This is a genomic window from Nocardia sp. FDAARGOS_372 (genome assembly GCF_002554515.1).
Taxonomy (GTDB): Bacteria; Actinomycetota; Actinomycetes; order Mycobacteriales; family Mycobacteriaceae; genus Nocardia; species Nocardia farcinica.
The window spans coordinates 1,840,955-1,853,647 of sequence record NZ_PDDW01000001.1 but is presented as its reverse complement, the minus strand read 5'-3'; the positions used below and the strand labels follow the sequence as shown (position 1 = coordinate 1,853,647).

8 protein-coding genes are annotated in these 12,693 nt (G+C 71.9%); 2 read left to right on the top strand and 6 right to left on the bottom strand.

What is annotated here, in order from left to right:
* Positions 1 to 580 precede the first annotated feature (580 nt).
* Positions 581 to 1,099 (top strand): M15 family metallopeptidase, encoded by a 519-nt coding sequence (locus CRM89_RS09135; protein ID WP_041561080.1) that lies wholly within the window; start codon positions 581 to 583, stop codon positions 1,097 to 1,099.
* Here the strand turns inward: CRM89_RS09135 and CRM89_RS09130 are convergent.
* The 5 genes from CRM89_RS09130 to CRM89_RS09110 all read right to left on the bottom strand — a co-directional run bounded on the left by CRM89_RS09130 (position 1,096) and on the right by CRM89_RS09110 (position 10,787).
* On the bottom strand, positions 1,096 to 2,397 hold the full coding sequence (locus tag CRM89_RS09130) for an MFS transporter (RefSeq protein WP_098083743.1): 1,302 nt from the start codon (positions 2,395 to 2,397) through the stop codon (positions 1,096 to 1,098). The two genes, CRM89_RS09135 and CRM89_RS09130, sit on opposite strands and share 4 nt — an antisense overlap.
* A 28-nt stretch (positions 2,398 to 2,425) precedes the next feature.
* Positions 2,426 to 6,634, bottom strand: coding sequence for a TIGR02680 family protein (locus CRM89_RS09125; protein WP_098083742.1), 4,209 nt, complete (start codon positions 6,632 to 6,634; stop codon positions 2,426 to 2,428).
* 1 nt (position 6,635) lies between these two features.
* Positions 6,636 to 7,985 carry a TIGR02678 family protein gene (locus CRM89_RS09120; protein ID WP_041561078.1) on the bottom strand — a complete coding sequence of 450 codons (1,350 nt, stop codon included), beginning with the start codon at positions 7,983 to 7,985 and terminating at the stop codon, positions 6,636 to 6,638.
* The gene (locus tag CRM89_RS09115; RefSeq protein WP_098086936.1) at positions 7,985 to 9,457 is read right to left on the bottom strand and encodes a TIGR02677 family protein; all 1,473 of its coding nucleotides are present in this window, start codon (positions 9,455 to 9,457) and stop codon (positions 7,985 to 7,987) included. The genes CRM89_RS09120 and CRM89_RS09115 overlap by 1 nt, the downstream gene beginning before the upstream one ends.
* A gap of 187 nt (positions 9,458 to 9,644) precedes the next feature.
* A complete protein-coding gene (locus CRM89_RS09110; RefSeq protein ID WP_060590666.1) occupies positions 9,645 to 10,787 on the bottom strand; it encodes a hypothetical protein in 1,143 nt (380 codons plus the stop codon).
* A 326-nt stretch (positions 10,788 to 11,113) separates the two neighbouring features.
* Between CRM89_RS09110 and CRM89_RS09105 the strand changes: the two genes are divergently transcribed.
* Complete coding sequence (locus CRM89_RS09105) at positions 11,114 to 11,482, top strand: hypothetical protein (protein ID WP_228788391.1); 369 nt, start codon at positions 11,114 to 11,116, stop codon at positions 11,480 to 11,482.
* A 254-nt stretch (positions 11,483 to 11,736) separates the two neighbouring features.
* On the opposite strand, the gene CRM89_RS09100 is transcribed toward CRM89_RS09105, so the two are convergent.
* Positions 11,737 to 12,621, bottom strand: a complete 885-nt coding sequence (locus tag CRM89_RS09100; RefSeq protein WP_011209726.1) for a PAC2 family protein — start codon at positions 12,619 to 12,621, stop codon at positions 11,737 to 11,739.
* Positions 12,622 to 12,693: the final 72 nt, after the last annotated feature.

Below are 12,693 nucleotides of genomic sequence, written 5' to 3'. Positions count from 1 at the left end.
ACGTTACCAGCGCGGGGAAGTACGGTTCGTGCCGGACCGAAAGCCTCGAAGCGCTAACCGGCGGGATACCACGCGAGCCGTGCAGCGTCTCGAGGGCAGCGGCCGGCCGTGATGGTCTCTCACTGTGTCGCGGGCCTCGCTGGTCACGTCGATGTGTGCGGCTCGAGGGTTGGTAGCCGAATCGATGCTGTTGTGATCCACAACACTGGATAACTATGTGGACAAGGGGTTTTCCAGTGGAAATTCTCAAAGCTGTGGATTACCGGGGGATCTCCTAGTGGGCGCGATAGGGTGCCTTACGGTTGTTGAAAAGCGTTGTGGCACAGGAAAATATAACGAGATTGCGGTGGGGTGAACGGTGTGTGTCGCGACACGGACGAGTGGAACTGTCCGACACGCCAATTCGGTCGGCGTGTCACTGTCGGAGTGTCGCGCGAGTGGCGGAGTTATCCACCGCGACCTGTGGATATGTGGATTGTCTCTGACTGTTCACTGCCCGCCCCCGGCGCGCCGCCCGACCCGGATGATCGACCGGCCCGGCTGCCGAGCGACCCGCTCCGCCCCGGCTACCATGATCGCCATGTCCCGGAGACCCCAGGTGATCACCAGGCGAACCCTCGCGGCCGTGCTGGCCGGTCCCGTCGTCCTCACCGGCGTGCTGGCCACGGCCACCGCGACCGCGGCGCCGGGGGAGCAGCGGGAGGCGCTCGGCTCGGCGGCGGGCACCGACGGGCTCGACCCCGCCCTGGCGGTGGCCTACACCCTCGCGGAGCAGGCCGCCCACGCCGAGGGGGTGCCGCTGTCGATCACCTCCGGCTACCGCACGCCCGCCGAACAGCAGGCGCTGTGGGAGGACGGGCTGGCCACCTACGGCAGCCCGGAGGAGGCCCGCCGGTGGGTGCTGCCGCCCGAGGAATCCACGCACGTCTCCGGCCAGGCCGTCGACGTGGGCCCGCAGGCGGGCGCGCAGTGGCTCGAGCGCAACGGCAACCGCTGGGGACTGTGTCGCACCTACGCCAACGAATGGTGGCATTTCGAGCTGGCGACGATCCCCGGCGGCAGCTGCCCGCCCCTGCGCCCGGACGCGAGCGAACGCTAGCCGCTCAGGCGGTCGGCCGGGCGCGGTAGCCGCCAGTACAGCACGTAGGTGCAGATCAGGCTCATCGCGCAGATCGCGATCGCGTAGACGGTCACCGGCAGGGAGCTCGATCCCGCCGACCACAGGGCGGTGGCGATGAGGGGGGCGAAACCGCCGCCGAGCATCACCGAGAACTGCACGATCAGCGATGTGCCGGAGTAGCGGACGGCCGGCGGGAACAGGGCGGCGATGATGATGCCGCCGACGCTGTGGCTCACCGGCAGCACCAAGCCCATGCCCAGCAGGGCGAGCAGCGCGGCCGCCCGGGAACCGGTGTTCAGGATCGGGAAGTAGAGGGCGCTCCAGACCAGGAGCACCGCGGTACCGGTCAGGAAGACGCGATGGGTGCCGTACCGGTCACCGAGCGCACCCCACACCGGCATGGTGGCGCACCACAGCACCGATCCGGCGATCACCCCGGCGAGCAGGAAGTCGCGGTCGAAGCCGAGCTGGGCCGTGCCGTAGGTGAGGCTGAACGCCATGAACAGGTAGACCACCGCGCCGGTGGCGGTGGCCGCGCCGAGGATGAGCAGCAGCCGGGCCGGACCCACGCGCAGCGCGTCGCGCAGCGGGAAGGCCGAGATCTCGCCGCGGTGCACCAAGTCGGTGTAGGCGTCGGATTCGGTGATCGCCAACCGCACCGCCAGCCCGACCGCGACGAGCAGCATGCTGAGCAGGAACGGGATCCGCCAGCCCCACGAGGTGAAGGCGTCCTCGGGCAGGAGCGCGCTGGTACCGAGGAACACCGCGTTGGCCAGGATCAGCCCGGCCGGCGTGCCCATCTGCGGGAAGCTGGCGTAGCGGTTGAGTCGTCCGCGTGGGGCGTGCTCGACGGCCAGCACCGTCGCGCCCGCACCTTCGCCGCCGAGCCCGATGCCCTGCACCAGCCGCAGCACCACCAGCAGCACCGGCGCCCAGAAGCCGATGCTGTCGTAGTTGGGCAGCGCACCGATCAGCGTGGACCCGATGCCCATCAGCAGCAGCGACACGACCAGGGTGTTGCGCCGGCCGAGCCGGTCACCGAAGTGCCCGAACACCAGGCCGCCGAGCGGCCGGGCGCCGAAGCCGACAGCGAAGGTGCTGAACGAGGCGAGGGTGCCCGCGGCGGGGCTCAGCTCGGGGAAGAACTGGCCGCGGAAGATCAGCGCGGCGGCGGTGCCGTAGAGCATGAAGTCGTACCACTCGAGGGTGGTGCCGACGAGGGTCGCCGCCGCGACCTTGCGGTGCACGGCGGCGGGGCGAGGTGGAGCGATGGTCACTGCGGTCCGTTCGGTCGAGCTCGGTCGGTCAGGCCAGGGGCGCCGGGGCGCCCGGCATGTCGTCGAGGGTCAGGCCGCCTTCGATGCCGACCGGCACCCGACGGCGGTTGGGGGAGCCGAGCGCGGCGGTGAGATCCGATCCGCTGTGCTCGGCGAGCAGATCGCCACTGTCCCACACCAGCAGAGTGGCGCTGACGGTGTGCTCGGCCGCGGAGTGAGCCAGGTCATAGTGGGCGCAGCCGGGCACGTGCGGGTAGGTGATCCACAGGTCGTAGCCGGTCATGAACAGGTCGAGGTCGAATTGCACACTCAGGCCGAGCAATTCGCTGCGCCCGTTGTCGTCGACGCCGGCGAACGCCTCGTCCAGCGCCAGCAGCCGCGGGGCCTGCGGGTCGGCGGAGTCGAGCATGACGTGGGCGGCGGCGAACAGCGGCAGGTGCAGTGACACGGATTGCTCACCGCCGGACAGCGCGCTGTGCCGGGCGACGGTGAGCTTGTCCTCGCTGCCGTCGGCACCGACCAGGGTGAACGAGAACACCCGCCACCGGCGGTAGTCGAGGGTGGCGGCCAGGATCTCCGGGTAGGACCGTTCGGGATGCGCGGCACGGGCGGCGCGGATCTCGGCGGCGAAATGCGCGCGGATGGCGGCGAGATCCTCCGGGCTCAGCGCGGCGGCGTCGCGGTCGAGCAGCTTGCACATCGCCCGCGCGCTGTCGGAGAGGTCGTCGGCCAGCACCCAGTGCACGCCGATGGTGTTGCCCGAGGACATCCGCCGCTGTTTCATCTCCGCGCCCATCTTGGCGATGAGTTCGCGCGCGTCGCCGGTGCGTTCGTGGATCTGCTGGGCCAGGCCGGTGAGCAGGGCGTCTTCGAGGATGCGGCGTTCGGCGTCGGTGAGCAGCAGCTCCTGATCGCGGCGGGCGGACGCGACGCGGGTGGCGAAATCGGCCAGCGGGCACAGTCCGTGCTCGTCCTGCACCTGCACGACGGTGAGCCCGTCGGCGGCGTCCCAGCGCAACCGGTAGTCGCGGCCCGAGGCGGCCAGCGCGGCGTCGAACTCCTGCAGCGCGGCGGTGACGGCGCTGCGGGTGGATTTGCGCGCGGCCTCCCCGGCCCGCACCGACGCGGTGGCCGTCGACAGTGCCTCGAACAGTGCGGCCACCTCGTCGGGCAGGACCCGCGGCTCGGTCTCGGGATCCGATTGCGCGATGCGGTAGAGCAGCTGATCCGGTGTCGACCATGCGGCGTCGCTGCTGGGCCAGCGCAGCTCGGGGGAGACGCCGAGCAGTGCCAGCAGATCCGGTTGCGCGTAGGGGGCGAGCGCGCGGACCTGCGCCAGCACCTCGGTGAGGGCGGTGCCGAGCGCCTCGTGCGCGGTGCGGTAGGCGGCCTCGGCGTCACCGACCGCCTCGATGGCCGCGTTGGCGGCCTTGCGGGCGGCCTTCTGCTCGGCGCGGCAGGCGTCGATGCGGTCGCGGGCCCGCGCGAGTTCGGCATCGATCTCGGCGGCGCCCGCGCCCAGCGCCTCGCGCAACGTCGCCAGTTTGCGCTGCTGCTCGTCGTAACCGGCGCGCGCGGCTTCGGCTTCCTCGGCGAAGGCCTCGGCTAGGCCGCGGGCCTCGTCGAGGCGGTCGGCGCCCTCGCGTTCGCGTTCGAGCGCGCGTTCGTGATCGGCGCGCAGCCGCGCCAGGGCGGTGCCGGTGCTCTCGAAATGGCGGACGGCGGCGGCCAGGGCGTCGAGATCGGCGGCGGTGCGGGGCGTGCGGTGCTCGGCGGCCGCGGCACGCAGCTTCTTCTCCAGCGCGGTGACCTCGGTGACCGCCTGATCGAGTTCGCGTTCGGCCTGGGCGGCGGCCTCGGTGCGGGAGCGGACCACACCCGCCGCCTCGGCGACGGCGCGCAGCGCGCCGGTGACGGCGGTGGCGCGGGGCAGTGCCTTGGCCGCCGTGGTCAGCGCCGCCAGGGTGGCATCGGCCTGTTTCGCGGCCGCCTCGGCGGATTCGCGGTCCTCGGTGGCGGCAGCCAGCGCGGCGTCGAGTTCGGCCAGGCGCTCCTCGCGGCGGCGGGCGCGGGCGGTGGCGCCGATGTACTCGGCGTGCGGTTTGTGGTGCCTGCCGACCTGCACGCCGTGCCGGTAGCCGCCGGTGACGTCGAGCGCGGGATGCGCCGGGACCTCGTCGGAACCGGCGGCGTCGCGCACCGCGATGGAGGCCAGGATGTCGGCGACGACCGTGCCCGGAACGGCCAGTTCGAGCGAATCGTCCTCGACCACCAGCACATCGGCGAGCGTGCGGCCGGTGGGGCGCCGATCCGGGGGCAGCGGGATCAGGAACTGATCGGAACGATAACCGGCGGGCGGCTCGCCCGGGCCGACCCGGGCGTCGAGCAGGCCGGTGGCGTCCAGGGCGGCCTCGATCCCGGCGGCGGTCTCGGCCGGCACGTCGTCGGCGAACCGGACCAGCCGCCACAGGGGTGCGCCCCGCCCGTCGTCCGGTGCGTCGGTGCGGGTGTGCCGGGCGGGCGGAGCGTCGTCGCGCTGGGCGGCGATGGCGTCGCGTTCGGCCTCGAGGTCGGCGATCCGGGCCGTCGCGGCGGCCGCGCGGGTGCGGGCGGCCAGCCGGGCCTCCCGCAACTCCTCCAGTAATGGTTCGGTGCGCTCGGCCACCACCTCGGCGGGCGTGGCGGCCTCGTCGGAACCGGCCTGGCCCAGCGCGGCGTCGACGGCCTCGAACAGTTCGGCGCCGAGGGCGCCGTAGGTCTCGCCGTGTGCGTCCCACCATTCGCGCAGCGCCGCTGCCGCGCGGCCGCGAGCCAGCTCCACGGCGGCCTCGGCGTGCGCGACATCGGCCGCCGCCCGCTCCCGGTCGGCGCCGGCGCGCTCGGCCAGCCGCTCGGCCCGGGTCCGCTCGGCCTGCGCCGCCTCCACCCGCGCGAGCACCGCGCGGACCGCGCGCACGTCGGCGTCGCGCTCCTCGGCCCTGGCCAGCACGGCGGTGGTGAGCGCGTCGTCGCGGGACGGCGTCGTCCAGGCGATCCCCGCGGCCTCGGCGTCGCTGCGCAATTCGTCCTCCCCGCGGCTGAGCGCCGCGGCGGCCTCCCGCACGTCCGCGCGCACCCGGTCGAGCTCCTGCGCGCGCTGCGCCACCGTCTGCTGGGCCTCCACCGCCTTCGCACGGTGCACGGCCGCCGAACTCTCCAGCCTGCGCACCGCGTCGGCGAGGTCGTCGAGTTGCTGTTTGCCCTCGTAGGCGCTCGACCGTTGCAGCGTTTCGCGATCGGTGAGGGCTTGCTCGTAGGCGCGGTCGGCGTCGTCGGCGCGGTCCTGCGCGGCGGCGCGCTCGGCCTCGCGCCGCTGCCGCAGCGCACTCGCGGCGAACAGCGCCGTGCTCGCGTGCGTGACCGCGTCGAGCCGGGCACGAACCTGGTCGACCTCTGTTTTCGCCTGGACCGCAAGGTATTTGCGATACACGTCGACGAAAGCGCGGGTGGCGGTGTCGGCGTGCACGAGCCCTTCGAGGGTGCGCCCGACCTCCTCCATGTCGCTGAAGGAGCGGGCCGCGTCCAGGATCAGCTGATCGTCGAGCGGGCGCAGGCCGTCGGTGAGGGCCTGCGAGAGCCCGCGCGGATCGAGATTCTTGGCCAGCTGCGGACGGCGCAGCGTGAGAATCAGATTGATGAGCTGGTCGTAGCGCTGCGCGCCGAGGCCGAACATGCGCGCATCGATCGCCGCCCGATACTCCATCGGCCGGTCCACGATCGCGTCGCTGCCGATCTGTTCGGCGAGTTGTTTGCGGGTCAGCGGGCGGTCGTCGGGTCCGATGAGCGAGAAGTCCACCCCCACCCGGCCGTCGGCCACGAAATACCAGCGCGTCACCTTGTCCGAGGAGCGGGTGGCGCGCATGCCGATGCCGACCGTGACGACCTCGGGATCGGCCCACCGCCCGCGCGCGAACTCCATCCACACATACGAATACGCCGAATCCTGCTTGCGATACAGCAGATTCGACTTCATCGTGCGTTCCTCACCCGCGAACGGGTTCAGCCGGCGCGGCTCGATCCGGCCGTCGAGCACGAACGGGAACAGCACCTCGAGAGCCTTCGTCTTGCCCGACCCGTTGGGCCCGCGCAGCACCAGCCTGCCGTCGGCGAAGCAGAACTCCTGATCGCGGTAGTCCCACAGATTGATGATCCCGGCCCTGGTCGGGATGAAACGCACTCCGCCGTGGATGACCGACATGTCAGATCCCTTCCCTCCCGGTGCCGACGAACAATTCCTCGGTGCGCCGCGTACGCACGGTGACGACCGCACCCCGGTACCGGGCCAGCGCGGGCAGCACCAGCACCCCGTCGGCGACCGGACGCACCAGCCGCAACCGGCGCAGCAGCTCGACCACTTCGGCGGTGAGCGCGGGCACGTCGGCGAGCCAGTGCGCGGCGAAGGTGGCGCCGTAGCGGTCGGCCAGCATGCCGACGGTCTCGCGCACCCGGTCGGCGGCGACGAACGGATACCGCACCGGCTCGGGCCCCGCCTCGGGTTCCGCCGCGGGCTCGTCGCCGTCCTCGACCATCGGGGCGAACAGCGTCGAGGCCGGGATCGCCGCGTCCAGCGCCGCGACCAGCTCGGCGCCCGCGTCCGGGCCCGGCGCGCGCTGGGGCAGCGGATTGTCGATGTCGAGGACCAGGTCGGCGATCTCGGCGATCAGCAGCAGCGCCACCTGGGCCACGGTGCCGGTGCCGGGGAACCGCACATCCGACAGCCGCCCGGAGGTGTCGATCAACGCCACGCCCTCGGCGCGCCGCTCGGCCCGCAGGCCGGTGAACGCCTCCACCTCGGCGATCACCCGTTCCTGGGCCAGCACCGCCCGCTGGTCGGGACCGAGGTCGGCGGCGTAGACCACCGGACGTTCCACCACCGCCCGCCGCACGGCCCGGGCGAGCGCGGCGGGCGTGCCCGCCTCGGTCGTCGGCTCCTCGCCGAACAGGCCCGTGACGCTGTGCAGATGCTGCAGCGCCCGCGGCGGCCGGAACAGGGCGAAGACGACCGGACGGTCGATGTCGTAGAGGGCCTCGCCCGCCTCCGGGTCGGCCGCCCAGCCGCCCGCGTCGCCGTCGGCGAGGGTCAGCGCGCCGCGCGTGGCCAGCCAGCCCACGGCGTCGACGAAGGCGTCCCGGTCGGCCGCGCGGTCGGGAGCGAGCTCGAGCCCGTCGATCTCGGCGGCATAGGCGCTGACCTGCTCGGCCAGCTCCGACAGCGTGATCTGGTCGCCCGCGCGACCCAGCGCCGCCAACGCCAAGGCGAGATAGGCGTAGCGGCGGCGGTCGAAGACCCGCTCGGTGACGGTGCGCGCGGGACGGCCCGGGTCGAGTTCGTCCAGCACCGGGAACAGGCGCGCGGTCGTCTCGGTGACCTCGAGCCGGTAGCCGAACAACTCGGCCAGATCCTCGCGCAGCTCCGTGGCCCAGCGGCGGATCAGCGACAACGCCACCCGGTCGGGGTAGCTGCGGGTGACCACGTGATTGGCCAGGATCACCCGGGCGGCGCGCTGATAGTTGTCCAGCTCCAGCGAACCGATGCGGTGCGCGTGGATCACGCCGCACCTCCCGACGTGCGCGGTCCGCGAACGCGCACCTCCAGCTTGCGGTTGTTCAGATGCAGCAACCCGCGCGCGGTGCGCACCACCGTCGGGCCCGGATGCTCGGACACCGTGAGGGTGACGCCGTTGTCGCTGCCCGAGGTGCCCGCGACCCGTCCGCTCACCGGCACCCACGCCGTCGACGCCGCGTCCAGCAGGCGCAGCAGCATGTCGGTTTCGCGGTCGTCGAGCACCCGCTCGTAGACGTCCGCGGCGGCCAGCGACCGCGCCGCCTCCGCCCGGGAGCGCTGCGCGGCCAGCTGCGATTCCCGCAGGCGCCGCATACTCGCGTCGTTGCGCTGGATGCGGCCCGGCGCCGCCGCCGAGGGTGGCCGTCCCGTCTCGGCCAGGGTGCGGGAGATCTCCAACGGTGGTGCGTCCCACCAGGATCGGCTCGCGGGCACGACGTCGGCATCGGGATGTTCCATCGCCAGATGCCGCGGCCGCCCGAGCCCGAACACCGCGTCGAAGAGCGCGTGCGCGCTCTCGGTGCTCGGCGCCGCGGTGAACCACGCGGCCAGATGCCGCAGCGCCGACTCCCGGCTGACCCCACCGCGGCGGGTCTCGGTGACCCGGCGCAGCAGCGCCAGCACCGCGGCGATCGCGCTCATGGTGGCTTCGCGCAGCCGATCGGCCTCGGTCGCGCCGCTCTCACCGGCGACGAACCAGCCGCGCAAGCCCTGCCAGCGCGCCCGCCAATCGGCTTCCCGGTCGGCCGGGCTCAGCAGCACCCGTTCGTCGCACCGCGCCGCCCGCTCGAGTATCGCCGCGACGCCGGTCTGTTCGATCTCCGCGATGGCCGCCGCCAGCCGCGGCGCGAACCGCGCCAGATCCATGCTGAACTCGCGCATGTGCGCCAGCAGCGTGTCCTTGTGCGCCAGGAACGCCTCCGGGGTGACCTCGGTGGTGCGCACCAGGTCGCCCAGCGAGAGATAGAAGTGCGCGGCCCGGCTCGCCATGTCGGTGAGCGCGGCGTCCAGCCGGCGCAGCGTCCGGTAGACGAGTTCGGCGTCGCCGCGGCGGTTCGCCTCGGCCAGCGCGCCCAGGTCGGCGAGCAGCTCCGGCAACACCAGCCGGGACAGCGACGCTTCCTCGCCGCGCGCGTCCAGCACCCCGGCCACCGCGCGGAACGCCTGGAAGCCGGGCTGGGTGAACTGGTAGACGTAGTGCCGGTTGCGGTACTCGGCCAGCGTCGCCGCGCGGGTGCCGTCGTAGCTGCGCTCCAGCACACCCCACCGGTGCAGCTGGTCCAGCAGCGGCCCGATCTCGGCGGCGGGCAACTCGGCGCCGCCCGCCCGCCGGATCCACTCCGCCACGTCGTCGGCATGCAGCAGCACCACGTAGGCCGCCCGCGCGCTGTCGAAGGCCCGTAACACGCGCAGGTAGTCCGCGCGCTTCTCCGCCGTGGCGAAGGCGAACAGCCGCAGCCGCTCGTCCAGCTCGTCGCCGCGCGGCCCGTCCTCGGAGTCGGTCACCGGCAACAGGGTAGTAGCGGGCCGGTCGCCGCCCGCGCCTACGGCACGCATTCGGCGTGGCCGCGTCCGGTTCGTGCCGGTTCGCTCACCCGGTAGCGGCCGGGGACACGACCGGTGTCCCTGGCCGCGGCGGAGGTGGTCAGTTCTCGACGGAGATCGCCCGCAGCTGCTCGAGGTAGGACTGCGTGCGCGGATCGCCGGGATAGTGCTGGGTCATCTCCCGGGCCGCCTCGCCGGCGATGAGCATCAGCGACGGCAGCGAACGGCGCTTGCACGCGAAGGCGCGCATGCCCTCGTCGATCGAGCGTTCCAGATCCCGGTCGCGCACCGCCACCACGGCCAGTGTCAGGTGTGCCTCCGACACCCGCATCGGGTTGAAGATCGAGCCGTCGGCCCGGGTGGAGTGTCGGATCACCTCGCGCGCATAGGCTTCGGCCATCCGGTCCTGGCCGGCCACCCGGCAGCAGTCCATCGCGTAGAAGTCGAACTTCTGCGGATCGACGACGAAGTGGTTGTCCAGGTTGGCCGGATGGTCGAGGCTGTCCAAGATCGCTCGCCCGATGCCGAGCGACTTCTCCACCTCGGCCGGGTTGCCGAGCCGGGCCCATGCCTTGGCTCGTTGCGCGGCGAGCTGCACCCCGACGCCGATATGTCGAGTGTCCTCGAGGACGGCGTCGACGGCCTCCACAGCACCCCGATAGTTACCCTGCGTCAGCGCGAACCACGCGGCCATTTCCGCTGCCCAGCCGCTGATCTCGGGATTGTCGGACTCCCTGCCCAGCGACCAGGCCGCCCGCCGGGTGGCCTCCGCGGAGGTGCGCCGGCCCAGGTCGTAGTCCACGCAGCCGACCAGCAGCGCGACCCAGCCTGCCAGGACCAGGATTTCGCGGTGCTGGGCGAGGGTGAGCCTGCCGTCGAGCAGCGAGGTGATCCGGCGCAGCCACGCGGTGCCCTCGGCGTGCAGCTCGTGCGGGTCGGCGTAGGAGTATTCACAGCACAGGCGCTCGGCGGTGATCCGGATCGCGTCCAGCGTGGCGGCCGAGACGTCCGACATCCGCAGCCTGCCGATGAATTCGAGGGTGTCCATGCCGGTGGCCGAGAGCAGTTCGTCGTCGCGGTTGGGTCTGGCCTTGGGGAAGAACGCTGCGGTCACCGTGTCGAAGGTGGCGGCGATGATCGGCGCGTAGAAGTCGTCGGGGCGCGATTCGCCCGATTCCCAACGGCGCCAATTGCGTAGGAGCGTGGAGTCGGTCGGTAGGTTGTGCGACGTCTTCGCGCGCATCGCGCGTACCGCGTCTGCCTGTGACCACCCCCTCGCGTCACGTTCAGAGCGCATCCGGACAGCCCACACGGGTCGTTCGTCACCAGCGGTCACGTCTGTAGTATCGCACCAGTTAACCTCTGGTGCACCGAATAGGGCACGCGGTTGTCCCCGGGTTGACACCTGCATTCGCAGTTTGGCGTCAGACATTCTGAAAGAGGAGCGGACAGGTTGCCGGTCGTACAGATGCAAGGACATCTGCAACGCCGCAACCTCGCACCGATCGCGGTACCCCGCACGGGGATATCCACACATGGCAACAGCGACCCAATCCATTGGAGGTTCGGGTGGAAGCGTTGATCTATGGATACTTGCGTGACGATCTCGCCGACGGTCACAGCGCGGAACTCGAGGCGAAGATGACCACGCTGGCGCGCGAGGAAGGCTTCTGTTTCGCGGCCACGTTCCACGAATCCACCGGGGGCGACGGCACGGCCTTCGCCGAGCTGACCCAGGAGCTCAGGCGGGCCGACGCCCATCACGTCGTCGTACCGTCACTGGATCACCTTGCGGGACAGACCATCCCCCGTGAGATATTGCTCGCGAAACTGGCGCAGGACGCAGCGGCCCGGGTGTGGACCATCGAGGACACACCGCGGGCCGCTGCCGTTTCCGGGGATGCGGGCACCCGCGATGTGCCGCATCCCGGTGATTGAACCGACCATCCGGTACTGGGCAGCGGCACCCCGCGCCGCCGCCGCGTCCGGCGCTGCGACCCGGCCACCCGCCGAAGTCCGGTGTCACGGCCAACTTTCAGCAACACGCGCGGTCCGGCTCGTCCGCCGCCCGGTGTGTCGGGCGCGGTGCGCCCCGCCGAACGGCGTGTCGGAGGGCGGGATCCCTCCGCGGGCAACCACATTCGGCACCCGCGGGCACCCGCCCGCGAACTCCGGGTGAACCGCGCGCGGCGCTAGAGCCCGAAACTGCCCGGGCCGCGCCTGCGCAGGTACTTCTCGAACTCGGCCGCGATCGCGTCGCCGTCGATCTTGGCGATGGCCTCCTTCATGTCGACCGCGGCGTCGCCACGCTCCTCGAGCGAGCGCACGTACTCGGTGATCTCCTCGTCACCCTCGGTCATCTCGCTCACCGCGGACTCCCAGTCCTCGGCCTGCTTGGGCAGCTCGCCCAGCGGCACCTCGATGTCGAGCACGTCCTCGACCCGGTGCAGCAGCGCGATGGTCGCCTTCGGGTTCGGCGGCTGCGAGACGTAGTGCGGTACCGCCGCCCAGAACGACACCGCGGGCACCCCGGCCTTCACGCACTGGTCCTGCAGCACGCCGGTGATGCCGGTCGGGCCTTCGTAGCGGGTCTGCTCCAGGTTGAAGCGCTCGGCGGCCTCCTTGCTGTAGGCCGAGCCGGTGACCGGGACCGGGCGGGTGTGCGGGGTGTCGGCCAGCAGCGCGCCGAGGATCACGACCGTCTGCACGCCGAGCTGCTCGACGAACTCCAGCAGGTCGGCGCAGAAGCTGCGCCAGCGCATGTTGGGTTCGATACCGCGCAGCAGCACCACGTCGCGGTCGGTGCCCGGCGGCGAGCAGACCGACAGCATCGTCGAGGGCCACTGGATCTCCCGGGTGACGCCGTCGACCTGGCGGACGGTGGGCCGGTTCACCTGGTAGTCGTAGTAGTCCTCGGAGTCCAGTTCGGCCAGCGGCTCGGCGTCCCAGATCAGTTCCAGATGCTCCACCGCGCCGCTGGCCGCGTCGCCGGCGTCGTTCCAGCCCTCGAAGGCGGCGATCAGCACGGGATCGCGCAACGTCGGCAATTCCGAATCGGAGGTCTCACTGGGGTTCACTCGGTCAGCCTACGGCGTGCGGGGTGTGGTTGTGGTATTGATTTCGCGCCGCGGTGCAGGTGGCGTGCCGGT

What these genes read in the sequence shown, in the direction of transcription:
- CRM89_RS09125 (WP_098083742.1), bottom strand. Translation starts at nt 6,634, where the DNA reads ATGTCGGTCATCCACGGCGGAGTGCGTTTCATCCCGACCAGGGCCGGG.
- CRM89_RS09135 (WP_041561080.1), top strand. Translation starts at nt 581, where the DNA reads ATGTCCCGGAGACCCCAGGTGATCACCAGGCGAACCCTCGCGGCCGTG.
- CRM89_RS09110 (WP_060590666.1), bottom strand. Translation starts at nt 10,787, where the DNA reads ATGCGCGCGAAGACGTCGCACAACCTACCGACCGACTCCACGCTCCTA.